The organism is Bradyrhizobium campsiandrae, from assembly GCF_014529705.1.
GTDB classification, from domain to species: Bacteria; Pseudomonadota; Alphaproteobacteria; order Rhizobiales; family Xanthobacteraceae; genus Bradyrhizobium; species Bradyrhizobium campsiandrae.
In genome coordinates, this window is the sequence record NZ_JAANIH010000001.1 from 117,959 (window position 1) to 143,786 (window position 25,828).

General features: G+C 64.5%; 27 protein-coding genes and 1 pseudogene. 16 read left to right on the plus strand and 12 right to left on the minus strand.

What is annotated here, in order from left to right; all coding sequences use genetic code 11:
- The first annotated feature begins 205 nt into the window (after positions 1-205).
- From rpe to G8O24_RS00615, 4 genes are all read left to right on the plus strand, one after another.
- On the plus strand, positions 206-907 hold the full coding sequence (gene rpe / locus G8O24_RS00605) for a ribulose-phosphate 3-epimerase (RefSeq protein WP_188095480.1): 702 nt from the start codon (positions 206-208) through the stop codon (positions 905-907).
- A 159-nt stretch (positions 908-1,066) separates the two neighbouring features.
- Positions 1,067-1,201, plus strand: coding sequence for a hypothetical protein (locus G8O24_RS45030; protein ID WP_283815463.1), 135 nt, complete (start codon positions 1,067-1,069; stop codon positions 1,199-1,201).
- A 4-nt stretch (positions 1,202-1,205) separates the two neighbouring features.
- Positions 1,206-1,385: a hypothetical protein gene (locus G8O24_RS00610; RefSeq protein ID WP_188095482.1), complete on the plus strand. Its 180-nt coding sequence runs from the start codon at positions 1,206-1,208 to the stop codon at positions 1,383-1,385.
- Between the two features lie 22 nt (positions 1,386-1,407).
- A complete protein-coding gene (locus tag G8O24_RS00615; protein WP_188095484.1) occupies positions 1,408-1,599 on the plus strand; it encodes a hypothetical protein in 192 nt (63 codons plus the stop codon).
- Positions 1,600-1,605: 6 nt separating this feature from the next.
- Here G8O24_RS00615 and G8O24_RS00620 read toward each other — a convergent pair whose 3' ends face one another.
- The 5 genes from G8O24_RS00620 to G8O24_RS00640 all read right to left on the minus strand — a co-directional run bounded on the left by G8O24_RS00620 (position 1,606) and on the right by G8O24_RS00640 (position 5,983).
- The gene (locus tag G8O24_RS00620) at positions 1,606-3,039 is read right to left on the minus strand and encodes a serine/threonine protein kinase (RefSeq protein ID WP_188095486.1); all 1,434 of its coding nucleotides are present in this window, start codon (positions 3,037-3,039) and stop codon (positions 1,606-1,608) included.
- Between the two features lie 4 nt (positions 3,040-3,043).
- Complete coding sequence (locus tag G8O24_RS00625; protein WP_188095488.1) at positions 3,044-3,784, minus strand: metallophosphoesterase family protein; 741 nt, start codon at positions 3,782-3,784, stop codon at positions 3,044-3,046.
- 117 nt (positions 3,785-3,901) lie between these two features.
- Positions 3,902-4,507: a hypothetical protein gene (locus tag G8O24_RS00630; RefSeq protein WP_188095490.1), complete on the minus strand. Its 606-nt coding sequence runs from the start codon at positions 4,505-4,507 to the stop codon at positions 3,902-3,904.
- Positions 4,500-5,186, minus strand: a complete 687-nt coding sequence (locus G8O24_RS00635) for a DUF2135 domain-containing protein (protein ID WP_188095492.1) — start codon at positions 5,184-5,186, stop codon at positions 4,500-4,502. Before G8O24_RS00635 ends, G8O24_RS00630 begins: the two co-directional genes overlap by 8 nt.
- Positions 5,183-5,983 carry a MotA/TolQ/ExbB proton channel family protein gene (locus G8O24_RS00640; protein ID WP_188095494.1) on the minus strand — a complete coding sequence of 267 codons (801 nt, stop codon included), beginning with the start codon at positions 5,981-5,983 and terminating at the stop codon, positions 5,183-5,185. Before G8O24_RS00640 ends, G8O24_RS00635 begins: the two co-directional genes overlap by 4 nt.
- Before the next feature lie 184 nt (positions 5,984-6,167).
- Between G8O24_RS00640 and G8O24_RS00645 the strand changes: the two genes are divergently transcribed.
- The 3 genes from G8O24_RS00645 (at position 6,168) to G8O24_RS00655 (ending at position 8,606) form a co-directional block, all read left to right on the plus strand.
- Positions 6,168-7,538, plus strand: coding sequence for a sensor histidine kinase (locus tag G8O24_RS00645; protein ID WP_188095496.1), 1,371 nt, complete (start codon positions 6,168-6,170; stop codon positions 7,536-7,538).
- A gap of 7 nt (positions 7,539-7,545) precedes the next feature.
- Positions 7,546-8,196, plus strand: a complete 651-nt coding sequence (locus G8O24_RS00650) for a response regulator (RefSeq protein WP_188095498.1) — start codon at positions 7,546-7,548, stop codon at positions 8,194-8,196.
- 101 nt (positions 8,197-8,297) lie between these two features.
- Complete coding sequence (locus tag G8O24_RS00655) at positions 8,298-8,606, plus strand: hypothetical protein (RefSeq protein ID WP_188095500.1); 309 nt, start codon at positions 8,298-8,300, stop codon at positions 8,604-8,606.
- 9 nt (positions 8,607-8,615) lie between these two features.
- On the opposite strand, the gene G8O24_RS00660 is transcribed toward G8O24_RS00655, so the two are convergent.
- The gene (locus tag G8O24_RS00660) at positions 8,616-9,200 is read right to left on the minus strand and encodes a TetR/AcrR family transcriptional regulator (RefSeq protein ID WP_188095501.1); all 585 of its coding nucleotides are present in this window, start codon (positions 9,198-9,200) and stop codon (positions 8,616-8,618) included.
- Between the two features lie 576 nt (positions 9,201-9,776).
- Between G8O24_RS00660 and purB the strand changes: the two genes are divergently transcribed.
- Positions 9,777-11,084 carry an adenylosuccinate lyase gene (gene purB / locus G8O24_RS00665; RefSeq protein ID WP_188095503.1) on the plus strand — a complete coding sequence of 436 codons (1,308 nt, stop codon included), beginning with the start codon at positions 9,777-9,779 and terminating at the stop codon, positions 11,082-11,084.
- A 127-nt stretch (positions 11,085-11,211) separates the two neighbouring features.
- The gene (locus tag G8O24_RS00670; protein WP_188095505.1) at positions 11,212-12,384 is read left to right on the plus strand and encodes a M20 aminoacylase family protein; all 1,173 of its coding nucleotides are present in this window, start codon (positions 11,212-11,214) and stop codon (positions 12,382-12,384) included.
- Between the two features lie 45 nt (positions 12,385-12,429).
- On the opposite strand, the gene G8O24_RS00675 is transcribed toward G8O24_RS00670, so the two are convergent.
- Positions 12,430-13,785, minus strand: a complete 1,356-nt coding sequence (locus tag G8O24_RS00675) for a globin-coupled sensor protein (protein WP_188095507.1) — start codon at positions 13,783-13,785, stop codon at positions 12,430-12,432.
- Positions 13,786-14,370: 585 nt separating this feature from the next.
- On the opposite strand from G8O24_RS00675, the gene G8O24_RS00680 reads away from it, so the two are divergent.
- Positions 14,371-14,868, plus strand: a complete 498-nt coding sequence (locus G8O24_RS00680) for a Crp/Fnr family transcriptional regulator (protein ID WP_244645680.1) — start codon at positions 14,371-14,373, stop codon at positions 14,866-14,868.
- A 10-nt stretch (positions 14,869-14,878) separates the two neighbouring features.
- On the opposite strand, the gene G8O24_RS00685 is transcribed toward G8O24_RS00680, so the two are convergent.
- Both G8O24_RS00685 and G8O24_RS46325 read right to left on the minus strand, forming a co-directional pair.
- Entirely contained in the window at positions 14,879-16,573 is a 1,695-nt protein-coding gene (locus G8O24_RS00685) for a putative bifunctional diguanylate cyclase/phosphodiesterase (protein WP_244645681.1), read from the minus strand.
- A gap of 78 nt (positions 16,574-16,651) precedes the next feature.
- Positions 16,652-16,870 (minus strand): annotated as a pseudogene (locus tag G8O24_RS46325) (hypothetical protein); the annotation flags it as partial.
- On the opposite strand from G8O24_RS46325, the gene G8O24_RS44210 reads away from it, so the two are divergent.
- Positions 16,763-17,095 (plus strand): hypothetical protein, encoded by a 333-nt coding sequence (locus G8O24_RS44210; protein ID WP_244645682.1) that lies wholly within the window; start codon positions 16,763-16,765, stop codon positions 17,093-17,095. The pseudogene G8O24_RS46325 and the gene G8O24_RS44210 overlap by 108 nt on opposite strands.
- A 208-nt stretch (positions 17,096-17,303) precedes the next feature.
- Here G8O24_RS44210 and G8O24_RS00690 read toward each other — a convergent pair whose 3' ends face one another.
- Positions 17,304-19,211 carry an acyl-CoA synthetase gene (locus tag G8O24_RS00690; RefSeq protein ID WP_188095510.1) on the minus strand — a complete coding sequence of 636 codons (1,908 nt, stop codon included), beginning with the start codon at positions 19,209-19,211 and terminating at the stop codon, positions 17,304-17,306.
- A gap of 249 nt (positions 19,212-19,460) precedes the next feature.
- Between G8O24_RS00690 and G8O24_RS00695 the strand changes: the two genes are divergently transcribed.
- Positions 19,461-20,552, plus strand: a complete 1,092-nt coding sequence (locus tag G8O24_RS00695; protein ID WP_188095512.1) for a SecDF P1 head subdomain-containing protein — start codon at positions 19,461-19,463, stop codon at positions 20,550-20,552.
- A 258-nt stretch (positions 20,553-20,810) separates the two neighbouring features.
- Positions 20,811-21,617 carry a Crp/Fnr family transcriptional regulator gene (locus G8O24_RS00700; RefSeq protein WP_188095756.1) on the plus strand — a complete coding sequence of 269 codons (807 nt, stop codon included), beginning with the start codon at positions 20,811-20,813 and terminating at the stop codon, positions 21,615-21,617.
- A gap of 7 nt (positions 21,618-21,624) precedes the next feature.
- Here G8O24_RS00700 and G8O24_RS00705 read toward each other — a convergent pair whose 3' ends face one another.
- Together G8O24_RS00705 and G8O24_RS00710 are read right to left on the minus strand one after the other, a co-directional pair.
- Positions 21,625-22,266, minus strand: a complete 642-nt coding sequence (locus G8O24_RS00705; protein WP_188095513.1) for a glutathione S-transferase family protein — start codon at positions 22,264-22,266, stop codon at positions 21,625-21,627.
- Positions 22,267-22,428: 162 nt separating this feature from the next.
- Positions 22,429-22,980, minus strand: a complete 552-nt coding sequence (locus tag G8O24_RS00710; RefSeq protein WP_188095515.1) for a cytochrome b — start codon at positions 22,978-22,980, stop codon at positions 22,429-22,431.
- A 167-nt stretch (positions 22,981-23,147) separates the two neighbouring features.
- Between G8O24_RS00710 and murI the strand changes: the two genes are divergently transcribed.
- The 3 genes from murI (at position 23,148) to G8O24_RS00725 (ending at position 25,731) form a co-directional block, all read left to right on the plus strand.
- Entirely contained in the window at positions 23,148-23,945 is a 798-nt protein-coding gene (murI, locus tag G8O24_RS00715) for a glutamate racemase (protein ID WP_188095517.1), read from the plus strand.
- 74 nt (positions 23,946-24,019) lie between these two features.
- Positions 24,020-24,793 carry an HpcH/HpaI aldolase family protein gene (locus G8O24_RS00720; RefSeq protein WP_188095518.1) on the plus strand — a complete coding sequence of 258 codons (774 nt, stop codon included), beginning with the start codon at positions 24,020-24,022 and terminating at the stop codon, positions 24,791-24,793.
- Between the two features lie 170 nt (positions 24,794-24,963).
- Positions 24,964-25,731 (plus strand): acyltransferase, encoded by a 768-nt coding sequence (locus G8O24_RS00725; RefSeq protein WP_188095520.1) that lies wholly within the window; start codon positions 24,964-24,966, stop codon positions 25,729-25,731.
- Positions 25,732-25,828: the final 97 nt, after the last annotated feature.

Here is a 25,828-nt window from a genome sequence, read left to right on the forward strand (position 1 = left end):
CAATCAGCAAGCGACGTGCCAGCGCAAAAAGTTCAATGAAATCCGCATCTGCCCTGACCGGCAGGACGGGGAAGCACCGGCAATTCATGCCGGCCGCGGCAGAAATTTCCGCCCACAGGAAGCGCGCCTCCCCTGCATTGCCCGCCACGGGGGCCCATGTTAGGCGGTGACCCATCCTCGTTCGGCCGCCACGGGAAACAGCACCATGACCCAAGCCTTCGCCCACCGCCCCCTGGCCATCGCGCCCTCGATCCTGGCCTCGGATTTCTCGAGGCTTGGCGAGGAGGTCCGTGCGGTGGATGCGGCCGGCGCCGACTGGATCCATCTCGACGTGATGGACGGCCACTTCGTGCCCAACATCTCCTACGGCCCTGACGTCATCAAGGCGATGCGCCCGCACACCAAGAAGACCTTCGACGCGCACCTGATGATCTCGCCCTGCGATCCCTATCTCGAAGCCTTCGCCAAGGCGGGTTGCGATCACATCACCGTCCATGCCGAGGCGGGTCCCCATTTGCACCGCTCACTGCAGGCGATCCGCGCGCTCGGCAAGAAGGCTGGCGTCTCGCTCAATCCGGGCACGCCGATCAGCGTACTCGAATACGTGCTCGACCTGGTCGACCTCGTGCTGGTGATGTCGGTCAATCCGGGCTTCGGCGGCCAGGCCTTCATTGCTTCCGCGATCGGCAAGGTCCGCGACATCAGAGCGATGACGGCGGGTCGGCCTGTTGACATCGAGGTCGACGGCGGCGTCGGCCCCGAGAATGCGGCCGCGCTCGCTGCTGCCGGCGCCAACGCGTTCGTCGCCGGCACGTCCGTATTCAGGGGCGGCACGCTGGACGCCTACAAGAACAATATTGCAGCGATCCGCAACGCCGCGCTCGGAGCCCGCGGCGAAGCGATCTGAGCGACGCCGGACTCCGCGACCGGCGAAAACCTGCGGCTTTTACGGAAGTCCCGGCGCGCAATGCCTAAAATTGCAACCACGATCCGTACTCATCCGGGCTTCACTGATTCGCGCAAATCACCGCTACTGGCTGCTGCCTGCTTTTGACGGGAGCACATCATGACGACGACCCTGATTTGGACTGGCGTGGCGTTGTGGATCGGTTTCACCGCGTTCGTTGTGTTTGGCCCATCGGCCGAACCGGAGAAGGTTCCTGCACGCTCCGCCCGTATGATCCGCCGAGACCGGGCCTGACGCCATGCAGATCGCCCTGATCAAGCGCCAGCCGAAGCGCCGCTGCCGCATCCCGCGTCGTCCGCATCCGAACCTCGATTTTTTCTTCGGCCGCCTCGAGCGCGCCGACGGCGCGCTCGACGACGATGCCGGTCCCGACAATTCAGACCTCGATCATTCGTTCGCATCCCAGCGCTGCCACTGAGTCTCTTTTTCGGATTGAAACCATGAAACCGCACTGCCCCAACTGTCTCAAGGAAATGGCCAAGGCAGCCGCGTCGCGTAACCTCTTTGCCTGCGAACCCTGCCGCGAGATCATCCAGTATTTCGGCGGCCATGCCGACCACAGCGGGCCCAATCCTCAGTTCACCTGGCCGATCCGCCGCAAGCGCGCGGTCCACACCGCTCACGCCGCCTGATCTTTCCTAGCCCCACACCACGCCGGCGTCTGGTTTCGCCGCAGCCATCCGCGGCGGCCGCACCACGGTGACGGTGCAGGTCGCCTCCGCCGCGACCTTGGCCGAGACGCTGCCAAGCAACGTGCGCCGAAACGAGCTCTGCCGCGCGCCGATGATGACATGGTCGACCTGGTTGGCCTCGGCGAATTCCAGCAGCGCAGAGGCGGGATCGACGGCCTCCAGCACGTGCACCGACAGCCGGCTCTCGTCGAGCTTCAAGGGCGTCGCCCAATGCCGGAGCGAGACAAGGCGATCGATATGCTTGTTGGAGCCTTGCTCGTCCAGCGTCTTGTCGATGGCGATGCGGTTGAGCTTCAAGACATTCACGCAGGCAAGCCGCGCTGACGGCAGCGTGGCGAGGATCCGCTCCGTGGTCACGCACAGCGCTTCATTCAGCTCCGGCTCGCCCTCCGCCGTATCGAGCGCCACGGCAAGGATCGGGCTCGATGCGATCTGCTCGGCGACATCCGACTGAGCCCGCGGCTGCTTGACGTCCTGATTGAAGCGGCGCCGCCACGCGACGCTCCAGGGATCACGTTTCATCCGCTCCGAACGCGCGGTCAGCCTGACCTGGTCAGGGTGAGCGAGATCGAAGGCGAGTTGCGTTGCGGTCGGATAGCGCCGGACCGGCTCGATCTCCAGGCACCGCAACACCACCTCCTGGAGCCAGGGCGGATAGTCGGCGCGCAAGCTTCGCGGCGGATGCGGATCGCGCCACAGCCGGCGGCGCATCGCGCGCAGCGTCTCGCCCTCGCCGAAGGGACGCTCGCCGGTCGTGAAGAAATAGAGCAGCACCCCGAGCGAAAACAGATCGCTGCGCGGATCGTCGCGCACGCCCAAAAGGCGCTCCGGCGCCATATAGGGCGCGGTGCCGTAAGGCAGGCGGAATTCCTCCTGCAACAAATCGGGCAGATGGTCGTGGTGCGACAGGCCGTAGTCGATCAGCACGGCATCGCCGCTCTCGCGGAACATGACACTGCTCGGCTTGATGTCGTGATGGATCACGTCCTGCCGGTGCAGATCGGCGAGCGCGGCCGCGATCTTCGCAACCAGCAGGCGCGCCTCCTCGTAGGGCAGCGGCAGCTCGGGCAGCCGCTTGTAGAGCGTGACGCCCGGGATGCGCTCGATCACGGCATAGGCCTGGCGCGCAAAATCGCCGGTGCCGTAGCAGCGCGGCACGTGGGGACCTGCGAGCCGCGGCAGGATCATCATCTCCATCTCGAAGGAGACGATCGCCGCGGGGTCTTCGCCTTCCGACGCCCGCGGGACCTTCATCAGCAGCGGCGCCTCGATACCGGGATGGGTGACAGTCCATAGCGTCGCCATGCCGCCGGCATGGACACATTCGCCGATCGTATAGCCATCGATCTCGGCGCCTGCTTTGACCAGGGATTTCGGCATCGACCTAGCGCCCCTGAGACAGCCGGTCGGCGAGCCAGGGCGGCAGGCCGTTCTCGCGGATCTTGTTCGCCGCGCTCGCGATGTCATAGGGCACGCGGCAATAGGTGATCTGGCACGAGACCGTGTCGAACAGCACGAAGGATGCCGATGGGTCGCCATCGCGGGGCTGGCCGACCGAGCCGAGCACGGCCAGCCATTGCCGCCCGCGCAGGAGCTGGACCGGGACGTCGGTCTTGGGCACGAAGCTCGTCATCTTTGCCGTCACCGACATCGAATAGAGCGCGGGCCGATGGACGTGGCCGCAAAAGGTGACATGGGACGGGGTTGCAATCAGGCTCCTGGCGGCATCGGCGGTCGAACGAACGTAGTGCCAGCGCTTGGGGCTCGAGGCCTCCGCATGCACGAACAGACGGTCACCGTCCTCCACAAGCATCGGCAGGTCGGCCAGGAAGCGGCGCTGCGCTGCGTCGAGGCGCCCGCGGGTCCACTCGATGGCAATCTGCGCGTCGTTGTTCATGCTCTCCGTCGTCGTGTTGACGGCCTCGTCATGGTTGCCCCGCACGGCTACGGCTCCATGGGCGACCAGATCCATCGCGGTATCAACGACCCATTCCGGGTCGGCGCCATAGCCGACGAAATCACCGAGCAGAATGAACCGCTCCGCAGCCCTGGCGCGGGCCACCTTCAGGCACGCCTCGAACGCCTGCCGGTTGCCGTGGATATCCGAGAAGACAGCGAGAAGCACGCACCCTCCACCCTCAAATTCTTAATTGGCGCCGATAAAGCCAATTTGAGGGAGGTCAACAAGATGCGCCAGCGCAAGGCAGTTGACCAGCGCCGCGCTGCCGCAATGGTGAAGAGCCTATTGCTCGTCCTTGGGCGGCATCCGCGGGGGCGGTAGCGGCGTGAAGACGGCGCCTTGTGCGCCGGCCGGCGGGGCATTGAATTCACCGGTCGAGGAATCGCCGCCGCTGGTCTCGAGGATGGCCTTGGGCGTCACATACTCCCGGACCATGTCGATCAGGCTGCCCTCGCCGCCGCCGAAATCCGCCGCGCGGCCGCCCTGCGGATAGCCGGCCGCGATCTCGTTCTCTGCCGCGTGGGTCTTGTCGGCCAGACTGTCGTTGTAGGGAACGCGGAAGGCGCGTGGAATGCCGCTCGGGCGATGATCCTGGTCGAGTTCCTCGACCCACAGATAGATCGCGCCGGGATCGCCCTCCAACGAATGCGGCTCGACGATCCGCGCCTTGAGCAGCTTGAAGGTATCAGGCAGCCGGTCGCTGCTGGCCCAGCCGAGTAGCCCGCGCATTTCCGAGAAGCTGACGACATAGAAGGCGCTGGTCACGATCACCGCAACCGCCTTCAGCGACCAGTGCAGCCGGGCATAGACCAGCACGATTAGCAGCAGCGCGCCGATCATGGCATAGGCAACCGACAGCGAGAGGATGACCGTCTGCAGACTAGTCACGGCGCACCCTCGCAGCGTTCTTGCTCACACCGGTCCTCGGGTCGAGATCGGCGCCATTGCGCCAGGTGCTGCGGAAGGTCTCGAGCAGCGATTTCGGCCGCTGGCTCACATCGATGACCTTGCCCTCGGCGTCGAGCCGGAACCGCACCGCGGTCTTCTCGTCGCCGGTATGGTCGAGCGTGAACTTGTTGTCGAACACGACCTGCGCGGTCGGATTGAGCTTCTGTACCTTCACATTGGCCGTCACGGGCTCGCCGGTGGTGGCAACGAAATGCGAGACATTGACGGTGTATTCGCCGGGGACGATGCCCCGCAGCGTGACGATCTCCTCGCGGATGGGCGAGGCGATCTTCTTGCCGGCGACCATGATGAAGTCGTTGGCCCCGCCCCTGTCGTCGCGATCGAGCGTGAGGAAGCCGGCCTCGCGGTGACGATACCAGGCGATGTTGCCGGCGGGATCCTGCACGAACAGGTCGAGATCATCAGGATGATTGTCCGGCCAGTCCAGCGTGATCATGAACTCGGCCTTGGAGTCGATCTTGCCCTCCTTGGCGTCGGGCGAGACCGCGAGCAACGCGAGGAAGAACAGGAAGGCGACCACCTGGAGCGCCTTGAACAGCATCACGCCCAGCGGGTCGAACTGCTCCTCGCGCGGATAGAGGCCGAAATCGTCCATCATGACGGCGTTCCGGCACCTTTAATTCCAGCGCCGTTGATTTTAGCGCCCTGGCGCTCCAGCACCGGCGTGACATAGGTCTCGGTCAGCACCACGGCATCGGAGAACACGCGCTGGGTGGCGGCATCGAGCATGTAATACTGGATCCGGACCAGGATGGAACCGACGAGACCCGCCAAGGTCGTGTACATCGCAACCGCCATGCCGTCGCTCATCAGGCCCATCGAGGAGCGCATCGCGACCTTGTCGGCCGCGTCCAGCCCCGCGATCGGCGCCAGCATGATGATGAAGCCGATGATGGTGCCGAGCAGGCCGAGCTTCATCAGCGTATCGGAGACGAAAGCGCCGAACCCGTTCGACCCGCGCAGACGGTCGGCGAGCGTGCGCAGCAACAGTGTCTGGTCGACCGGACGATAATCCTGCGCGGCGGCCTTGGTGACGAGGCTCTCGATATGATCGCGCACCAGCCCGCGCGGCAGTGCGGACGCGCGCGCATCCAGCACCTTGCTGCCGTCGGGCGCCGCCAGCGCCAGCCGGCAGCGCCGCGCCGCCGCGCCTTCGCGGGCGATCGCCCGTGTCCGCAGGAAGCAATGACCACAGGTCAGGATATAGAGCACCGCGATCACGCTCGAAATGTAGGTCCGGTCCGAGGTCAACATCAGATGGATCAGGCCGAACCGCCACAACAGCACCACGGCGAAGATCGACAGCCCGGTGAAGATCATCCAGAACAGGAGCGCGCTGCGCTCGGATGGGTCGGTCGCGCCGGTCGCGATCGGTCCAATCGTCATCGAACTCATGCTGCGCTGCTCCTGACCTCGAACGATTCCACCCCGATTAGATCAAAACCGCCGTTTCGGGTCTAAAGAGCCATGCCCAATCCGGCTTGGGAAATTTGCCCGAGCTGCAATCCGGCCCACCGCTGCAATTGGCAAGGCGCGGCGGCGTTGTTAGGCTGAGCTTACCAAACTTTGGGGTGATCGCATGCGCCTCGTGCTTCAGCTCGTCGCCCGCCTGCTTCTCATCGTTGCGCTGTGCCTGGGCGCCGCGACCCTGTGGGCGACTTTCGATGCCTATCGCAGCGTCGACCGGGCGACCGCGGCATCCGCGCAACGGGTCGCGCAGGCGCTTCAGGGCCTGTATTGGCACGAACTCTTGCTGCGCAGCAGCAGAATGCGTGAGCACCTCGTGCCGGTTCCGGAATGGCGGACGCTGGAGACGATGAAGCTGATCTCGCCCGGCGTCTGCGTCGAGTTCCAGCCGGCCACCGCGTTCGAGAAACCGCTCTGCGGCCAGAGCCAGGGGATCGGCCGGACACCGCCGCGCTGGTTCGCGTCCATCGTTCCTACTTTCCTCGGCAGCCACGCCGAGGCGGTGCGGCCCGTCAGCCCCCGCGCCGCAACGGCCGGAACGGTGGTTGCGACGCCGGATCAGGCGGCCTCCATCTCGCTCGCCTGGGAGTACATCCTGAACGTGATCGACGTCGCGCTGCTGATGGCGGCGGCCATCGCGCTACTGGCTTCGCTCACGATCGCGCACACGCTGGCGCCGGCACGGGCCATCGTGACAGCCCTGCAACGGATGGCGCGCGGCCAGTACCGCACCAAACTGCCACGCTTCCGCTCCATGGAGCTTGCCATGATCGGAGGCGCCGTCGACGCGCTCGGCAGCCGGCTGGAAGAAGCGACCGAGCAGCGCGCGGCGCTGACGCGGCGCCTGATCGAGATCCGCGACGACGAACGGCGCGCGCTCGCCCGCGAACTGCATGACGAATTCGGACAAAATCTCTCCGCCATCCTGGCCTTCGCCAACACGATCGAGTTGGCGGGCACGCAGCAAACCAGGGACAACGGCATCGCCCAGGATGCGCGCATGATCTCGCAGGCCACGCATCATCTGATGGCCTCGCTGCGCGACGCGCTGAAGCGCCTGCGCAATCCCCTGCCCGAGGAGCTTGGGCTGGAGGCAAGCCTCGTCAACCTCGTCGACAGCTGGCGCTCGCAAAGCGCGACGCAGCCGACGATCCAGCTCGACCTCAAGGGCGATCTCACCGACATCAGCGGCCCGGCTGCCACGACCGCCTATCGCGTCGCACAGGAATGCCTGACCAACGCGCTGCGCCACGGTGCCGCGCGCGAGATCTCGTTGTGCGTCGAGCGACGCGCGGGCGAGGACGATGCGCTGCTGATCCGCGTCGAGGACGATGGCGGCGGCGATGCGGCGCGGGTGGAACGGTCGGCCGGGTTCGGCCTCACCGGCATCCGCGAGCGCGTGACCGCAGCCGGCGGCTCGCTGTCGATCCTGCCCGCGCGGTGTGGGCTGAGCGTCGCCGCGACGATCCCACTCGCCGCGTGAGGCCGCCATGAGCGAGGTCGCAGCAACAGGCATCTCGGTGCTGCTGGTCGACGATCACCCGATCGTCCGCCAGGGCTACCGCCGCGTGCTGGAAAGCCAGGGCGATCTCCACGTCGTCGCGGAAGCCGACAACGCTGCGGATGCGTACGGCGCGTTCAAGACCCATGACCCCGACGTCGTCATGATGGACATCTCGATGCCCGGTGCCTCGGGGCTGGAGGCGATCCGCAACATCCGCGCGCGCAGTCCGCGGGCGCGGATCCTCGTCTTCACCATGCACAACGAGGCCGTGCTGGTGAAAGCCGCCTTCAATGCCGGCGCCTCCGGTTTCGTCACCAAGAGCAGCGCGCCCTCTGCCGTCGTCAACGCCATCCGCGGCGTCGCGCGCGGTGAGCGGGCCATGAGCGACGACATCGCCCATGTGCTGGCCGAGGACAGCCTGTCGGCGGGATCCGTGCTGGATCAATTGGGCGAGCGCGAGATCGAGATTCTGCGCCAGTTCGCTGGCGGCGCCACCACCGAGCAGATCGCCGCGCAGCTCAATCTCAGCGTCAAGACGGTGCAGAACTATCACTATCTGATCAAGACCAAGACCGGTGCGCGCACCGATGCGCAGCTCGTGCGGCTGGCGGCGAGTTGCGGGCTGACCAGGATTTAGCAGCAGGACGGCCGGATTCCGCGCCTCACTTAAATCTGCTCAACCTATTGGAACGCAGACCATCCACGTCAGGTTAATGGCAGAGTGGAGGAGCACGCGCCATGAGTAAGCCTCATCACAAGACAGTCGACCATCCTTCGATCATCACCGTAGGCGACCTCATCGACCAGCTTTGCCGCTTACCTGATACGGCGGTCGTCCATTTCTGCTGTCCGATGCTGGATCAGGAATTGGCATTTCACCGCCTGCGAAAGCGGTCGAAGGATGCCGTCGAAATCACGGTCAGCGCATACCCGGAGCGCCCGCCGGTCGTGCCGTCGGTCGACGGTGCTTTTCAGCCGCGAAGGCACAGTTCGTCCGCGCGCTCGCTTCGCGACGGTGCCCTGATTCAGAACAAGAGGGTGAGCTAGTCGGGTCGTCTAAGCTTTCAATCCGCGCAGCACCAGCGCGAGAGTCGCGTCCACACGCGCCGGAAGCTCGGCATCCTTCCACTCGTCGGCATGGGCCGGATGATGGAAGCGGCAGGTGGCATCGAACAGCGCGCGCGCCGTCATCTTGACGTCGTCAACCGCGAACACGCCCTGCTTGACGCCGTCGGCCAGGATCGCCGCGATCTGATCGATCATCGTGTCCTTGTGGCACTTGACCGCCGCGCAGGCCTCGCGCGCCAGCGTCAGATAGGTCTCGAACATCTCGGGGTCGTCGAGCACGCGCGAACGCTTGGCAGCGAACAGTGTGCGCAGCCAGCGGTCGAGCCTGTCAGGCGCAGGGCCCTCTTCCTTGGCGATCGCCAGCAGCGGCGCGTCGATGCGATCCAGCCAACGTTTGGCAACGGCCTCGCGCAGCGAGGCCTTGCTTGGGAAATGGCGATAGACGCTGCCGTGGCTCACATCGAGCGCACGGGCCACGTCCACCACGGTGGCCTTGGCAAGTCCGTAGCGCCGCAACACGTCCTCGGTGACTTCGAGGATTCGCTCCGGCGTCAAAACAACGGCTTCGTTCATGCCAGCACCATGTTCCCACTAGAGGACTAAGGTCTTCCGGCGAAGGATGCTTACCGAAGCGCCCTTGACCGGTCGTTTCGGAAAGCTCTCGCCTTAATGAGGCAGTTTTGCAGCCTGCGCCGCGATCTGGCGCGCGACCAGTAAATTGAGCCAATGCCCAATCGTACCGGTCAAGTTGATGATTTCGGTCGTCATTGTCTTAAGTCTCCATTCGACCGCGGTCCCACCTCTGAACTACGTCCCGCGATCCGCAGATGTTTCGGACCCCGGGCTCCCGGGCGGGTCGCCGCGGAACGCCCAAACCGGAGCGTCCGGAAACGGATATACACGGCTCGATGACAGATTTCAATATCTGTCAGTCAATGATCGGTGATTGATAGCCAATATTTGCAATTTCGCTACCTTTTTACCGCCAAATGCGGCTGGCCAGTCCGGTGGATAGCTCGGTGATCTCCCTCTCCAGAGAGCCAGATCGTTTGTTTCGCCCTGTCCGCTCTGTTAAATCACGGCGTAAAAAGCATTTTGGCAGGTCGCGTCTCCTTCCGGGGCGCCCGCCCACCTTCCTGGAGCCGTCTAATGATTCCGCGCTATACTCGTCCCGAAATGGCCTCGATCTGGGAGCCGCAGACCCGGTTCAAGATCTGGTTCGAGATCGAGGCACATGCAGCGGACGCCCTTGCCGAGCTTGGCACTATCCCCAAGGAGGCCGCCAGGACGGTCTGGGCCAAGGCCAAGGACGCCACCTTCGACGTCGCCCGCATCGACGAGATCGAGCGCGAGACCAAGCACGACGTCATCGCCTTCCTCACCCATCTCGCCGAGATCGTCGGCCCCGAGGCGCGCTTCGTGCACCAGGGCATGACCTCATCCGACGTGCTCGACACCTGCCTCAACGTCCAGCTCACCCGCGCCGCCGACCTCCTGCTCGCCGACCTCGACAAGGTGCTGGCGGCGCTGAAGAAGCGCGCCTTCGAGCACAAGATGACGCCGACCATCGGCCGCAGCCATGGCATCCATGCCGAGCCCGTCACCTTCGGCCTCAAGCTCGCTTATGCCTATGCCGAATTCACGCGTGCCAAGGAGCGCTTGATCGCGGCGCGCAAAGAGGTGGCGACCTGCGCCATCTCGGGCGCCGTCGGCACCTTCGCGCAGATCGATCCGCGCGTCGAAGAGCATGTCGCCAAGGCCATGGGTCTCGTGCCAGAGCCGATCTCGACCCAGGTCATCCCGCGCGACCGCCACGCGATGTATTTCTCGACGCTCGGCGTGATCGCTTCCTCGATCGAGCGCATCGCGGTGGAAATCCGCCACATGCAGCGCACCGAGGTGCTGGAGGCCGAAGAGTTCTTCTCGGAGGGACAGAAGGGCTCCTCCGCCATGCCGCACAAGCGCAACCCGGTGCTGTCCGAGAATCTCACCGGCCTCTCCCGCATGGTGCGCGCCTATGTGACGCCGGCGCTGGAGAACGTCGTGCTCTGGCACGAGCGCGACATCTCGCACTCCTCGGCCGAGCGCATGATGGGCCCCGACGCGACCGTGACGCTCGACTTCGCGCTGGTGCGCCTTGCCGGCCTGATCGACAAGCTCCTGGTCTACCCCGCCAACATGCAGAAGAATCTCGACCGCCTCGGCGGCCTCGTGCATTCGCAGCGCGTGCTGCTCGCGCTCACCCAGAAGGGCGCAAGCCGCGAGGATTCCTACAAGCTCGTGCAGCGCAACGCCATGCCGGTCTGGCGCGGCGAAGGCGACTTCCTCCAGCTCCTGAAGAAGGATGCGGACGTGAAGAGGTATCTCTCGGACGCGGAGATCGAGGAGCAGTTCGACCTCGGCTATCACCTCAAGCACGTCGACACGATCTTCAGGCGCGTGTTCGGGGAGAGCTGAACCTCCCGTCATTCCGGGGCAGCCGCGGCGTGACCCCGGAATCTCGCGCGACAATCTCCGGATTCCGGGGCCGATGCTACGCATCGTCCCGGAATGACAAAAGAACCCTCAAGAAACGGACCCCCTCATGCCGATCGTCAATCGCATCGCCGCCCTCTCCGACGAAATGGCCGCCTGGCGCCACGACTTCCACGAGAATCCCGAATTGCTCTACGAAGTTCACCGTACGGCCGGCATCGTCGCCGACAAATTGCGTGCGTTCGGCTGCGACGAGGTGGTGACGGGCATCGGCCGCACCGGCGTCGTCGGCGTGATCCGCGGCCGCAAATCCGGCTCCGGCAAGGCGATCGGCCTGCGCGCCGACATGGATGCGCTACCGATCATGGAAACCGCCGATGTGCCCTATGCCTCCAAAATTCCCGGCAAAATGCACGCCTGCGGCCATGACGGCCACACCGCGATGCTGCTGGGCGCTGCGAAGTATCTCGCCGAGACGCGCAATTTCGACGGCTCAGCGGTCGTGATCTTCCAGCCCGCCGAGGAAGGTGGCGGCGGCGGCAAGGCCATGATCGAGGACGGCCTGATGACGCGCTGGAATATCCAGGAGGTCTACGGCATGCACAACATGCCGGGCCTGGCCGAAGGCCATTTCGCGACCACGGCGGGTCCGCTGCTGGCCTCCTCCGACAACATCAGCATCACCGTGCGCGGCAAGGGCGGCCATGCCGGCGCTACCCCGCACCGGGCGATCGACAGCGTGCTGATCGGCTCGCAGATCGTGGGCGCGCTGCAGTCGATCGTCGCGCGCAACGTCAATCCCCTGCAGTCGGCGGTGATCTCGATCACGCAATTCCACGCCGGCACGGCCTTCAACATCATCCCCGAGACCGCCGAGCTCAGCGGCACCGTTCGCACGCTCGATCCTGAGGTGCGCGATCTCGTCGAGCGCCGGATCGGCGAAGTCGCCGAGAGTGTCGCCCGGGCCTATGGCGGCTCGGCGGAGACGAAATACACGCGGATGTATCCGGTGACGCTGAACCATGCGCGCGAAGCCGGCCTTGCCGCCGACGTCGCCCGCGACATCGTCGGCACCGAGCGTGTCAACGACAAGATCATCCCGATGATGGGCGCGGAGGATTTCTCATTCATGCTCGAGGCGCGCCCCGGCGCCATGGTGCTGGTGGGCATGGGCGACAGCCCGGCTTGCCACCACCCGGCCTATGTCTTCAACGACAACATCCTCGGCCACGGCGCCTCGTTCTGGGTGCGCCTGGTCGAGACACGGATGCCGGCGGGGTAGGTTCGACGGGGGGCTTGCGCCTTCGCTTGCTCAGCTCTGCCGGGTTCAGGCTACCCGAATTGCGGCAAAGAAGTCTTCGACTTCGGAGCGCAGGCCGGCAGCCTGGCCCGAGAGCTCCCTGGAGGCGGTCAGCAGCTCGGACGCGGTGATGCCGGTCCTGCTCGCGGCGTGGCTCAGACCCCCGATGTTGCTGGACACGTCGTGCGTCCCCCGCGCCGCCTCCTGAATATTGCGGGAGATCTCGGCGGTCGCCACGCCCTGTTGTTCGACCGCGGCCGCAATCGCGGTCGCAATTTCGTCGACGGCCGTTATGGTCGAGCCGATCTGGCGAATGACGCTGACGGACTCCTTGGTCGCGTCCTGAATCGAGAGGACCTGCTGACCGATCTCACCGGTCGCCTTCGCCGTCTGCTCCGCCAGCGCCTTGACTTCGGATGCGACCACCGCAAAGCCCCGGCCGGCCTCGCCGGCGCGCGCCGCCTCAATGGTCGCATTCAGGGCAAGCAGATTGGTCTGCCCCGCGATCGTGTTGATCAGCTCGACGACGTCCCCGATCCTCTGAGCGGCCCTGGTGAGGCCTTCGATCGCCGCACCGGAACGCGCGGCCTGATCGACGGCCTGGCCGGCGATTCTGGTCGATTCCGCGACCTGACGGCTGATCTCCTTGATCGAAGAGGCGAGCTCCTCAGTTGAAGCTGCGACCGCCTGCACATTGGTCGAGGCCTCTTCCGAGGCGGCGGCCACGGCGCTGGATTGCCCGGTCGACCGTTCGGCGCTCGCGCTGAGCTCATCGGCCACGCCTTGCAGGCCGGCCGCCGCGCTTCCGAGCTTTTCCAGCACGATCTTCGCCCGCCCGTCGAAACTGGAAATTGCCGCGGCGATCTTATCCTGCTGCTTCTGCCTGTCCGCCAACATCGCCTCTTGATACGCGGAGATGGCGATGTCCATGTCCAGCATCACCGCGCTATTGAGGGCGTTGAGCACGCCGATCATTCGTGCCGGCGTCCATCGATATTTGCTGACGGCCAGGGCCACCAACCGGCAGAGAACGAAATTGTAGCCACCGATATACCAGCGCGGCTCGAGGCCGATCTTGTTGTGGATCAGCCCGATCATGCGGACGCCATGCATGTAGTCGTGATCGAAGCGGCCGTTGAAGAGGCGGGCCCAGTGCGAGCCCTGGGCTTTTTTCAGCCGCGGCATGTCGTTGCCGATCAAGGCGGCCAGCCGCGGCTCGCTCGATACATGCCGATAGAATCCATCCAGGATATCCGGCAATGCGTGCTCGACCGAGATCCAGAATTCGCGCAGGAGCGCGCCGGAATCTGCATCGATGCGCATGAAGCGCATGCGCCCGTCCCGATCCTGGCTCTCTTCACTTACCGTCGAAACGAATGTCATGGATAACGCCCCTTGCGATCTGTCGGAGGCAAAACACTGCAAACCAATCACGCGGCAGGCTCAATACCGGCCATTATCACTCGTCTCGGTTAAGTTTGATTGAGCGCAAATCAACGCAGGTGGATGCGATTTGACGCAAGTTAATAACGCACATCAACATCGAGGGAGCTTCGTCCAGAACGTAACGATGGCCGTCGACATCGAAAGCCCGTGGGTTGTTCGGTTCGCCCTTCGGTCAAATGCTGCAATTCTGCGATCCGAAATTTGCAACCAAATGAGCTGTTGACTATGCGAAAATGTTACGGATCATAGTGGCACCATGACATCCGGAGAATGCGTCACGATGCGCAGCGGTGACTTCAGCCAGCGATGAAGGACATTTCGCCTTGCGCAAGCTGCCCAAGAAGTGGCACTGCGGGATTCTGTCACGCGGTCTTCGAAAGCGAAGCACCGGCCGGATCAATCAGAACATCTCGTTGGCAGCATCATCACGTGGTGCCGGCGGGGCGTCAGTTTCTGACTGCGAACCAGACGTCACCTGACATCTATGTATTCTGCGCAGGTTGGGGATTTCGATTTCTTCAGATGCCCAACGGGCGACGGCAGATACTGAGCTTCCTGCTGCCCGGCGACGTCCTGACCGGTTCGCTGTTCCAAGGCCCCCTGCAGTTTTCAGTCAAGGCCCTGACGGCGATCCAGATCAGCACGATGAAGCGGGAAGAAATCGATGCGCGCGTCGCGGTGAATCTGCGCATCCTGTGGGCCGCGGCGGAATGTTGTGCGGACGAAGCCAGGGCCGCCGACGAGACAATCGCCGCACTGGGACAGTTCTCGGCGGAGGAACGTATCGCCCACCTGTTTCTGCAACTGATGAAGCGGATTGCGAGCCGCAACGTTATCCGCGACGAGCGCTATCGGTTGCCGCTTCGCCAGCAGCACATCGCCGACGCGGTCGGACTGACGCCGGTCCACGTCAGCCGCGTCCTCAGTAGCTTCCGGGAACGTCGCGTCGCGGATTTGTCGAACGGCGTGCTCGAGGTGTTCGATCTGCGCGAGCTGCAGCGGTTGGGGGCCCTGAACTGAGCCTTTGGGCTCAGCCTCCTCCGAAGGTCCCCGTCCGGCATACGCGATTGAGGTCGTCCCGGAACACCGGCGCGCGGACAAACTCGTTGCAGGGAACGGGACGCCCGAACAGATATCCTTGTGCGAAATCGATTCCCAGCGCGCGAACGTCCTCGAACTGAGATTCCGTTTCTATTCCCTCCGCGGTGACGCTGATGCCCAGTCCCTTCGCCAGCACCACCGCCGACGCGATCACCGCCGCGCACTCGCGACTTTGCAGGCCCTGTATGAAGGACTTGTCGATCTTGATTTTGTCGAACGGAAAGTTGGTCAGATAGCTCGCCGATGAAAATCCTGTGCCGAAATCGTCCAGCACGAGCGTGGCGCCCATCGCTTTCAATCGCCGAAACGTCTGGAGTTGCTCGGATTGCTGCTCCAGCAGCACCGTTTCGGTGACCTCGATCTGCAGGCGCTGCGGATTCAGGCCGGATCGAAGCAGCGCCCTCATGACGACATCGAACAGATTGCCACGCTTGAACTGGGTCGCGGAGACGTTGACCGCGAGTTGGACGCTGGGCGGCCAGGACACCGCGTCCAGGCAGGCCTGCTCAATGATCCATTCGCTGAGGGGCTGAATGAGCCCCGTGCGCTCGGCCAGGGCAATGAACCGATCCGGCGCCACGAGACCACGGACGGGGTGACGCCACCGCACGAGCGCTTCAGCCGTATGCACAGAACGGGTTCCGACATCGAGAATGGGCTGGTAGTGCAGCTCGAATTCCCGGGCAGTGATCGCGTGACGCAACTCCGCTTCCAGCGCCTTCTCGCCCTTGACCGCGTCGAGCATCGCCGGCCGATAGAGGCGGTAGCCATCGCGTCCGGCAGCCTTGACCTCATAAAGTGCAAGATCAGCCTTTTTCAGCAGATCCGCCGGGTTCGAGCCGTGCTCCGGACCGACCGCGATCCCGACGCTGGCACCGACATCGAGCTGATGCCCTTCGATCTCGAACGGTTCGGCAATCGCCGCGACGATCCGGCGACCGATATCCAGGGCGGACTCGCCGACGTCATCGTCTGCTCGCCGGATCATGGCAAACTCATCGCCTCCCAATCGGGCGACGAGGTCCCGATCCGACGCAAGCGATCGGAGGCGCGAGGCGACCTCCTTGAGCAGATTGTCGCCGGCTTCATGCCCGAACGTGTCATTGACGTGCTTGAATCCGTCAAGATCGATCAAATAGACGCCCAAGCCGCCCGATTGCCTCTCTGGACCGCAATCATTTCGCGCCTGATCCAACAACGCGCGCCGGTTCAGAAGGCCGGTCAGGGAATCGTGAGTGGCTGCGAAGGAGAGTTGCGCTTCGGCTTCCTTCCTCGCCGTAATGTCGACCCGGATGGCCATGTAGGCGACCGGCCTGCCGTCCGGGCCGAGCTGCGGCGTGATCACGGTGTCCACCCAGTACAGCTTTCCGGACTTGGCTCGATTGCAGAGTTCGCCGCGCCAGACATGCCCGCTCGCCAGGCAACGATACATGTCGCGGAACAACTCCTTGGGGTGAGCGCCGGATTTCAGCAGACGATGATTTTGCCCGATGAGTTCGTCGCGTGAATAGCCGCTGATCGTGCAAAAATTGTCGTTGGCATAATTGATGATGCCCCTAACATCCGTGATCGCGACGATCACGGCCTGGTCGATCGCATACTGCTTCTCGATCAGCGCCTGCATCGCTTCATCGGCCTCGCTCTCGGCCAGCCGTTCGCCGGTGACGTCACGATGGACCTCGACCAGGCCGCCGCAGGCCATCGGATGCTGCGAGATCGAAATGAACCTGCCGTCGCGGAGTTCGTCAACTGACCGCAGCGCCTCCGCGGCGCCGACCTCACCGGTGACTTCGATGACACGTTCCGAAAGCCCATGCGCGGCCTTCCTGGTTTCGACGATTTGATTCATCCGCGTTCCCGGTTTGACGTCGGCGCCCGTCAAACCGTACATGCCGGCGAACTGCTCGTTGCTTGCGATCACCCGCATATCCGGCGCGAACACGCAAAGACCAACCGGAACGCTCTCGATCGCCCGCTTGAGAAGGTTTGCATCATCGGTGTAGCGCAGCCATGCCAAGGCCAGGAGAAGTCCACTGGACAAGAACATGACATAGCCGGCCCAGGCATCCGCGCCGATCTGCAGGACCATCACCGCGGCAACCAGCAGGACAACACCACCGCCGATTTTTGCCGAACGATTCAATGAGCACATCAGAGCTCCCTCCCCAGGCCCGATGCGAACACTCAGCCGTCTAAAACGAACTTAAGATTGCGGCGATCGCCGCCGAACTCCGATGGCAAGCTTCGGTCGCGGTAAATGTTTGAATCGGCCGCTTAATCGGTGTTCTTAATCTGGATCAAGCACCGACATGCAGAAAGGCCCGACCGAACGAGAGTGAATCGTCGCCCCAGACCTACGTGCACACCACCTCGTGCCGCATCACGAACGGCGCGAGCAGCGCATGCACCTCGCTGGCGACGACCTCGCGCTGGTCCGGCGGCAGGCCGGCAAGCGTCACGGTCGCAATCGAGCCGTGGCTGCCGTGGGCGCCGACCTTCACCTTGCAGTCGATGCCGCGCTCGGTGAGCGGCGCCAGCACCCTGGTGAACACGCGCTGCGCCGCGTCCCAGCGCAGTTGCGGCTTGAACACCTTGCCGACCCCGGTCACCGGCATCGGATCAATCGCGATGACCTGCACCGGGACGGCCGCGCGCTCCGGCGTACGCTCGCGGACCCACGCTTCCAACTCGCCCGGCTCGACGGATGCGCCCGGCTTCAATTGTACATAGCCCACAGGCAACTCGCCGGCATAGGCATCGGGCTGGCCGACCACGGCGGCGAAGCCGACGGCGGGATGACGGAACATGATCTCCTCGATCGGCGCCGGGTCGATGTTGTGGCCGCCGCGAATGACGAGGTCCTTGGCGCGGCCCGTGATCCAGAGATAGCCGTCAGCGTCCAGCCGGCCGAGATCGCCGGAATTGACCCAGACCTTGTCGACAAAGGCACCCTTGTTGTGGGCGTCGTTGAGATAGCCGCCGAACACGCCGGGCCCGGCCATGATGACGACGCCGATCTCGTCCGCGTTGCAGTCGCGGACCAAATTGCCGTCGGCATCCAGCTGCACGATACGCACGCGGGAATAGGGCATGGGAAGGCCGACCGAGCCGAGCCGGATCGGCCGTGACGGATAGGCGAGCGTATGCACGCTCGAGGTCTCGGTCATGCCATAGACCTCGACCACCGGAAGCTTGAGCTTGTCCTGGATGGCCGAGCCGACGGCGACGGGGATCGCCGAGCCGCCGCCGGCTGCGTATTTCAAGCTGGAGATGTCGGCATTCTCAGTCGGCACCGCGAGCGTTGCGGCCAGCACCGTCGGCACGCTCGACAGCGCCTCCGGCTTGAAGCGCTCGACCAGCCCCCAGATGTTCTTCACCGCATTCGGATTGCGCCAGCCGCTCGGCGACAGCACGACCAGCGAGCCGCCGCTCGATAGCGTCAGCAGCACCTGGGTCAGCGATCCGCCGACGTGGAACAGCGGCATGCCGAACAGCATGTTGGCGCCGGGCTTGGACTTCAACAGCAAATTGAGCGCCCAGGCCTGATAGACTTGGTTGGCGTGGGTGTGTCGGACCAGTTTCGGCGTGCCGGTGGTGCCGCCGGTGTGGAAATAGGCGGCGATGTCACCACCCGAAATCTGGCGCCCGCTGACGAGCCGATCGGACGGCTGCTGCTTGATCAAATCGTTGAACGCGAAAACGCCGTTCGCGGGATCGCCGCCGCCAGCCACCTGCACGATCGCCTTCAGCTGCTTGAGCGAGGGGCGGATCTGCTCGACCTTCTGCCAGATGTCGGTCCCCGGCAGCGGCCCGAGCGCCACCAGGATTTTCGTATTCGCCGCTTCCAGGATTTCCGCGATCTGGTGCGGCTCGAGCAGCGGATTGACGGGGTTGGCGATGCCGGCGGCCTCGGCACCGAACAGCGTCACGAAGGCATCGGGCAGCAGCGGCAGCATGAAGGAGATGACGTCGCCCTTGTCCGCGCCGAGCGCGTGAAACATGTTGGCGGCCTGCGTGACGCGCGCGATGAAATCGCGGTAGGTCACGACGAGCGGCGTATCGGCCGGATCGGCATTTTGCAGAAACTGAATCGCCGCCGCGTCGGGGTTGCGCGCGGCGCCGAGCTTGATGGCATCGTAGGTGCTCTCGGCCGCGACCCGATCGGCATAAGGGACCTGCTCAAAGGCCCGGACGTCCGCGTCCGTCGCCAGGTCCGGATAATCATTGCCGATAAATCGATCGAGTGCGTGAATGCCCGCCATGGAATACCGTCCTCCCTCAGCTGTCGTCCCTCGCCGCCTGTCTTTTTGACGTTTGGTGCGGCGGGCCCTCGACCGATTGGCCGGTCGAGCGGAACCACAATGATGGATGATTTGGCGTTCGTCCATTGCCCATCGGCTGCGGCGATAAACCTCGCCTGAGAGGCTTTTGAACCTCCCCGCCCGATCCGGGTACCAAGAACTGACATTGAACTCGTCTGCCAGCGTCCTGCCGCAAGACTCGAGGTGATGATGACCAGGCCCCCGCGGAATCGCGCTACACGGCTCATCCTCGCCTTCACCATGGCGGCGACGATCGCCTTGCCGCGCGCTGCGCTCGCCGAGGACCAGCTTGACAAGATGCGCGCCAAGATCGCGGCCTTCGTCGGCGACAAGATGGAGAAGCTGGGCGGATCACACATCGTCTACAAGGTGGACGGCGAGGCCCTGCGCGAGAGCGTCGTCACGGATCTGCGCGACGACGTCTACAAGATCCTGCACGACGGCCATATCGCCTTCTCCGGCCTTGCGATCCGCGAGGGCGGCGTCGAATTGAAGATCGCGGACGCCAAGGGCCGCGAGCAGCTCGCGCGCAAGCTCGCATCCGCCGCGGAGGGATTGCCGTCGCATGCCGTCGCCGTGACCGACGGCGGCGACGGGGCGGTCCGGCTCGCACTGAGCGATGCCGCATGCAGGGCGCGGCTGACCGAGCTGGTCGAGGACTCCATCGCCATGATCGAGCAGCGCCTCAAGGATGCCGACGTCAAGCTCGTCAGTGCCGTCCCTGACGGGACTGACCGCATCCGCATCTTCCTGCCCGGGATGACCGATCCCGAGCGCATCACCGCGATCTTTGCCCGGAAGGTCAAGGTCAGCTTCCGCCAGGTCGATGCTTCGATGTCCGCGGAGCAGGCGCAATCCGGCGCGCCGCCCGAGGGGTCGGAAGTGCTGCTCGGCTTCAAGGACAAGCGGCCCTATCTGGTCGCCAAGGAAAGCTCAAAGGACAGCGCGCTCGACGGCGAAGACATCAGCTATGCGGCGCCGGGCTTTGCGGCAGGTACCAAGGACCCCATCGCCCAGTTCCGCTTCAACGGGCGCGGCGCGCGGCGGTTCGCCCACCTCACCGAGGAGAATGTCGGCAAAACCCTGGCCATCGTGCTCGACGACAAGGTGCTCTCCGCTCCCGTGATCCGCGAGCCCATCACCGGCGGCTACGTCCAGATCTCCGGCAATTTCACCCTCGAGGAGGCCAATAGCGTTGCCATGCTGCTGCGCGCCGGCACCCTCCCCGGCCACCTGACGCTCGTCGAGCAGCAGGTCATCCAGCCCGGCGCCAAGCCGTAGGAGTTGCTGGGCCGCCTTTTTTTGGCGCCGCCGCGCTTCGGACGCCAGGCTCTGCCTTGCGGCGCCAGGCCGAATCACGGTGCGCTCCGGGATCATGCGCCCAACCAACGGGCAATTGCCGAAACCACCGATCAGGCTAAAATTTGCCCCTTGCGGCAAGGCGACCGAAAGCTTCATTTCAAGCGGTCGTCATTCGATTTCGGCTATAGGTGCCGCGGATACCGACCAGGACTGAAGGCCTTACGCGGGGTTCGTACCATGCCGTCCGGCAGCGCAGACATTTCCTCGATCCTTGACCGCATTCTGGATGCGGCCACGGACAACCTCAGGATCGCAAAAATCCTGGTCCAGATGGGGCTCGATCCCAATAACGTCACCTGGGACGCGATCTTCAACCGGCTGCTGGAAATCTTCGTCCACAACATCACGCTTGCCAATATGTTCGCCGCGGTCGGCGCCGGCTTCTTCGTCGCCACGCTGCTGATGCGGACGATGGTTCCCCTGCGCGTCGCCAACATGATCGGCTGCGCCTTCTTCGCCGTTTTCGGCGCGCTCTCGGCCAACGTCTCCACGTTCCTGCTCTATCTGCTGTTGCTCCCGATCAACGCTCTCCGCCTGCGGCAGATGCTCAAGCTGGTCAAGAAGGCGCGTCATGCCGCCGAAGGCGACATGTCGATCGAATGGCTCAAGCCGTTCATGGCCGAACGCAAATATCGCCGCGGCGACGTCCTGTTCCGGCTGGGCGATCCGGCCAAGGAGATGCTGCTCACGGTCACCGGCAAATTCCTGGTCAAGGAGATCGGCGTCGAGATTCTGCCCGGTGCTCTGATGGGAGAGTTCGGCTTCCTCACGCCGGACAACCGGCGCACCGGAACGATCGAATGCATCGAGGACGGTCAGGTGCTGACGATCACCTATGACCGGCTGCTCGAGATCTACTTCCAGGACCCGCAGTTCGGTTATTACTTCCTGGTGCTGACCAGCCAGCGCCTGCTGCAGAACATCGATCGCTTGCAGAAGCAGCTGGCCGCAGCGCGGGCGGCGACCACGAACAAGATCGCCTGATCAGGGTTCAGCTGAGCAGCAACGCCATTCCGGGATCGCCCTTCTCCATCGCGCGGCGATAGGCGGGACGCGCACTGACGCGGCCGAGATATTTCACCACGTTCGGGCAGCGCTGGAGATCATAGGGCTGGAAATAGCGCATCGTGGTGAGCGTGAAGCCTGTCATGATATCAGCGGTCGTGAAAGTGCTGCCTGCCAGATATTCGGCATCGCGCACGCGTTCATCGACAAGGTCGAAGGCACGGTCGACGCGCGCCCTGATGGCAATCAGCATCGGATTGTCATCAGCGAGCTTGAGCCGGTTCAGCAGCATCAGCCGGCCCATGCCGGCCTGCAAGGTGCCGTTGGCGAAGTGAAACCAGTACAGGAACTGCGCAAAGTCCGGATCGCCCGCGCGAAGCACGAGGCGACCATTGCCATATTTGGCGATGATGTAGTCGACGATGGCGCCGGACTCGGCGAGCACGAGATCGCCGTCGGTAATGACGGGCGCCGATCCGATCGGATGCAGCGCCTTGTAGTCGGGAGGCGCCAGCATGGTGACGGAATCGCGCGCATAGCGCTTCAGCTCATAGGGGATCCCGAGCTCCTCGCAGAGCCAGACGATGCGTTCGGACTGCGATTTGCCGAGATGGTGGACGGTGAGCATGGCGCCTCCTGAAGAGATGAAGCAAAACTGGCGCTACATTCTACCCTGTCATTGCGAGCGCAGCGAAGCAATCCAGACCTCCGCCGCGGAAAGACTCTGGATTGCTTCGCTGCGCTCGCAATGACGGCGTGGTGGGAGCGCCCAAAACTACGCTCTCGTCCCCTAGCCCACCTCGTCTGTCACCATACGCGCCACGACGCGGTCGCGGCGGATGAAGTGGTGCCAGAGGGCTGCGACGACGTGGATCGCAATCAGCGCCAGCAGCACATAGGCGAGGAAGATGTGGCGGTCTTCGAAGGCATCCGCCGCCGCCTTGTCGGGTGAGGTGAATTGCGGCACGTGAAACAGGCCGAAGAAGTCGGAGTAGTTGGTGGCGCGCGCGCCGGAATGCGCCCAGCCCATCATGGCGACCAGGATCACCGCGAGGTAGAGCGCGCCATGGCTGACGCGGGCCGCGATCTTCTGCCAGGGCAAGGACCCGGCCGGCAGCGCCGGCGTCGGGTTGATGGCGCGCCAGGCCAGGCGCAGCACCGTGAGCAGCAGGATCACATAGCCGATGTCGGCATGGATCGAGCGGTAGAAGAATTTGTCGGGGCGCGCCGGGATATGATTCATCCACCAGCCGAAGCCGATCATGCCGATGATGGCCAGCGCCAGGCCCCAGTGAAACCACCGGGCGACGCTGCCCCAGCCGTTGCTCGTGTTTCTGATCATGTCGGCTCCCCAAAGTTCGCTTCTGCCCCAACCGCAGCGCAACACGGCTGATAGCGGGGACAGGCGGCAAACGCGAAATTGAATTGCTCCAAACTGGGCGCCGGCCGCCCCCGCCGCAAAACCGCCCCAAAAACCGAATGGTAACCATGAGGGCTTAAGGTAGCGACGTGACCAATTCCCCGACGATCCTGGTATTCGATTCCGGCCTTGGCGGCCTCACCGTGCTGCGTGAGGTCGTGGCCGCGCGCCCGGACGCACATTTTACCTACGTCGCCGACGACGCCTTCTTCCCCTATGGCCATCACAGCGAGGACGAGATCATCGCCCGCGTCGTGCCGCTGATGGGGGAGCTGATCGGCACCCATGATCCTGACCTCGTCGTCATCGCCTGCAATACGGCGTCCACCCTGGTCCTATCGCATTTGCGGGCCGCTTATTCCGTGCCCTTCGTCGGTACGGTGCCGGCGATCAAGCCGGCCTGCGCCCGCTCGAAGAGCCGCCGCGTCTCGGTGCTCGGCACCAAGGGCACGGTGAAGCGTGAATACACCCACGCCTTGATCCGGGATTTCGCGCAAGGCTGCGAGGTCACGCTGGTCGGCTCGCCGGAACTGGCCTCGCTCGCTGAACGCGAGCTCGGCGGCCATGAGATCAGCGACGGCGACATCCTCGCCGAGCTGGCGCCCTGCTTCGTCGGCGATGCTGCGGATCCGGGCGCGCGCACCGACACGGTGGTGCTCGCCTGCACACATTATCCGCTGCTGCTCGACCGGTTGAAAAAGCTCGCGCCCTGGCCGGTGGACTGGATCGATCCGGCGCCGGCCATCGCCCGCCGCGTCTCCGATCTGCTAGGCGCAGGCGTTGGTGGCGTCGCGCAATCCGGCGCCGAGATGATTTTCACGTCGAACCGCGCGCATGGCCTCAGCGCCACGCTGACGCCGTTCTTCGGCGGACGTGCCGTCGCCTGACTTTTCGCGGCCACGGCGCGCTGCTAGGCTTTGCGCATCATCATCCCGCGCAAGGTCATTCCAAGGTCATTTCCATGTCGATCCCTGCCACGCCGCTCAATCGCCTCCGCCAGATGTGGCGCGAAGGCCGCCCCGCCTTCGGCGCGATCGCGACCATCCCGAGCGTGCAGATGGTGCAGATCATGGCGCGCTCGCTCGACTGGATCATTGTCGATCTCGAGCACGGGCCGATCGGCCTCACCGAAGCGCATGCGATGATCGCCGCGACGACGGGCACGCCGTGCACGCCGCTGGTGCGGATCGCGGCGAACGAGCCGTGGCTTGCGAAAGCACCGATGGACATCGGCGCCTTCGGCATCAATTTCCCGATGATCACGAACCGTGATGAAGCGGAGAAAGCGGTGCGCAGCGTGCGCTACCCGCCACGCGGCGACCGGCTCTGGGGTCCCTTCCACGCGCCATTCCGCTGGGGCCAGTCGATGCCTGACTACATGGCGTCGGCCGACGACGAGATGATCTGCATGATCACCATCGAGCATGTCGAGGCCGTCAACCGCATCGACGAGATCATGGCAACGCCGGGCATCGACGTCGCCGTCATCGGTCCCGGCGACCTCGCGACCTCCATCAACAAGCGCGGCCGGATGGATGATCCCGAGCTGCTCGAGCTCATCGCGCGCGCCGAGGCAGGTATCCTCAGAAGCGGCGTGCCGATCGGCGGCGTTGCGCGTAGCGCCGACCAGGCCAACGCCCTGATCGATCGCGGCTACCGCGCGATCGCGCTCGGCTTCGACTGGTCGCTGTTCCAGCGCGGCATCATGGCGGCGTTCGAGGGGATCAGGCGCTGAACGGGCCGATTGCCACCTTTACGTCGTCGACAAGACAAAGCCGGCGGCCTCCTCGGTATTATGGTACGGAGAACCGATCCCGCCCAAACGGGTTGGTTCGTGCTAAAGCGGACCGGCGAGCGGAAGACCGCTCGCTGCCGATATTTTCAGCTGCGGGAACCGAAAGAGAGATGCGCGGGACGCCCAAGACGATTTCGCTGCCGCGCCGCCTGATTTGCGACCTGATGCGCGCGTCGATGGGCGTACCGTTCGTCTCGCTGTCCCGTTCCCTCAATATCCGCCCCCTGCTGGAGGCCCGCGCAGGCGCGATGGCGCCGGCCGGCTGGGCGGCGATGTTCGTCAAGGCCTTTGCCATCGTCGCCAGGGACGAGCCGGTCCTGCGCACGGTCTACGCCAAATGGCCCTGGCCCTCCCTCTACGAGCTGCCGAAAAGCGTGGCCCTGGTCGCCGTCGCCCGGGTCGAGAACGGCGAGGAATGCGTGTTGCCGCAGCGTATCGCGGCCCCCGAGGCCATGGCTCTGGCCGCAGTCGATGCCGAGATCCGGCGCGCCAAGACGGCGCCGATCGAGGACGTCCCGATGTTCCGCAAGATCATGCGGGCGACCCGGCTGCCGCTGCCGCTGCGGCGGCTATCCTGGGCCGTAGGGCTCAATTTCGGCCGCCAGCGCGGTAACTGGTTCGGCAGCTTCGCGGTGAGCTCGGTCGCGGCCTATGGCGGCGGCGAGCTTCATCCGGTCACCCCCGGCCCTTTCATCGTCAGCTATGGGGTGGTCGAGCCCGACCAGACCATCCATGTCGTGATCCGCTGGGACCACCGGGTCACCGATGCGGCCCCCATCGCCCGCATCCTGACCCGGCTGGAACAGGTCCTGAACACTGAAATTGCCGCCGAATTGCGCGCATCTGGCCCCAAGCCGATCCGGGCGGTCGCGACCTGATTTCGGGCCCGCTCGCATTGACAGCGAACCCCAAACTCCCCTAAAAGCCGCCTGCTCGCGGGCCGATTTCGGCCCGCGAAGCGTTTCGCGACCCGTG

Bases quoted from the DNA above. Each gene is read 5' to 3' on its own strand.
- G8O24_RS00720 (WP_188095518.1), top strand. From the start codon at position 24,020: ATGTCGATCCCTGCCACGCCGCTCAATCGCCTCCGCCAGATGTGGCGC.
- G8O24_RS00685 (WP_244645681.1), bottom strand. From the start codon at position 16,573: ATGCAGGCGCTGATCGAGAAGCAGTATGCGATCGACCAGGCCGTGATC.
- G8O24_RS00705 (WP_188095513.1), bottom strand. From the start codon at position 22,266: ATGCTCACCGTCCACCATCTCGGCAAATCGCAGTCCGAACGCATCGTC.
- G8O24_RS00670 (WP_188095505.1), top strand. From the start codon at position 11,212: ATGCCGATCGTCAATCGCATCGCCGCCCTCTCCGACGAAATGGCCGCC.
- G8O24_RS44210 (WP_244645682.1), top strand. From the start codon at position 16,763: ATGCGCGGCCTTCCTGGTTTCGACGATTTGATTCATCCGCGTTCCCGG.
- G8O24_RS00690 (WP_188095510.1), bottom strand. From the start codon at position 19,211: ATGGCGGGCATTCACGCACTCGATCGATTTATCGGCAATGATTATCCG.
- G8O24_RS00725 (WP_188095520.1), top strand. From the start codon at position 24,964: ATGCGCGGGACGCCCAAGACGATTTCGCTGCCGCGCCGCCTGATTTGC.
- G8O24_RS00640 (WP_188095494.1), bottom strand. From the start codon at position 5,983: ATGAGTTCGATGACGATTGGACCGATCGCGACCGGCGCGACCGACCCA.
- G8O24_RS00680 (WP_244645680.1), top strand. From the start codon at position 14,371: ATGCCCAACGGGCGACGGCAGATACTGAGCTTCCTGCTGCCCGGCGAC.
- purB (WP_188095503.1), top strand. From the start codon at position 9,777: ATGATTCCGCGCTATACTCGTCCCGAAATGGCCTCGATCTGGGAGCCG.
- G8O24_RS00615 (WP_188095484.1), top strand. From the start codon at position 1,408: ATGAAACCGCACTGCCCCAACTGTCTCAAGGAAATGGCCAAGGCAGCC.
- G8O24_RS00645 (WP_188095496.1), top strand. From the start codon at position 6,168: ATGCGCCTCGTGCTTCAGCTCGTCGCCCGCCTGCTTCTCATCGTTGCG.
- G8O24_RS00660 (WP_188095501.1), bottom strand. From the start codon at position 9,200: ATGAACGAAGCCGTTGTTTTGACGCCGGAGCGAATCCTCGAAGTCACC.
- G8O24_RS00610 (WP_188095482.1), top strand. From the start codon at position 1,206: ATGCAGATCGCCCTGATCAAGCGCCAGCCGAAGCGCCGCTGCCGCATC.
- G8O24_RS45030 (WP_283815463.1), top strand. From the start codon at position 1,067: ATGACGACGACCCTGATTTGGACTGGCGTGGCGTTGTGGATCGGTTTC.
- G8O24_RS00695 (WP_188095512.1), top strand. From the start codon at position 19,461: ATGACCAGGCCCCCGCGGAATCGCGCTACACGGCTCATCCTCGCCTTC.
- G8O24_RS00620 (WP_188095486.1), bottom strand. From the start codon at position 3,039: ATGCCGAAATCCCTGGTCAAAGCAGGCGCCGAGATCGATGGCTATACG.
- rpe (WP_188095480.1), top strand. From the start codon at position 206: ATGACCCAAGCCTTCGCCCACCGCCCCCTGGCCATCGCGCCCTCGATC.
- G8O24_RS00635 (WP_188095492.1), bottom strand. From the start codon at position 5,186: ATGATGGACGATTTCGGCCTCTATCCGCGCGAGGAGCAGTTCGACCCG.
- G8O24_RS00655 (WP_188095500.1), top strand. From the start codon at position 8,298: ATGAGTAAGCCTCATCACAAGACAGTCGACCATCCTTCGATCATCACC.
- G8O24_RS00700 (WP_188095756.1), top strand. From the start codon at position 20,811: ATGCCGTCCGGCAGCGCAGACATTTCCTCGATCCTTGACCGCATTCTG.
- G8O24_RS00710 (WP_188095515.1), bottom strand. From the start codon at position 22,980: ATGATCAGAAACACGAGCAACGGCTGGGGCAGCGTCGCCCGGTGGTTT.
- G8O24_RS00675 (WP_188095507.1), bottom strand. From the start codon at position 13,785: ATGACATTCGTTTCGACGGTAAGTGAAGAGAGCCAGGATCGGGACGGG.
- G8O24_RS00650 (WP_188095498.1), top strand. From the start codon at position 7,546: ATGAGCGAGGTCGCAGCAACAGGCATCTCGGTGCTGCTGGTCGACGAT.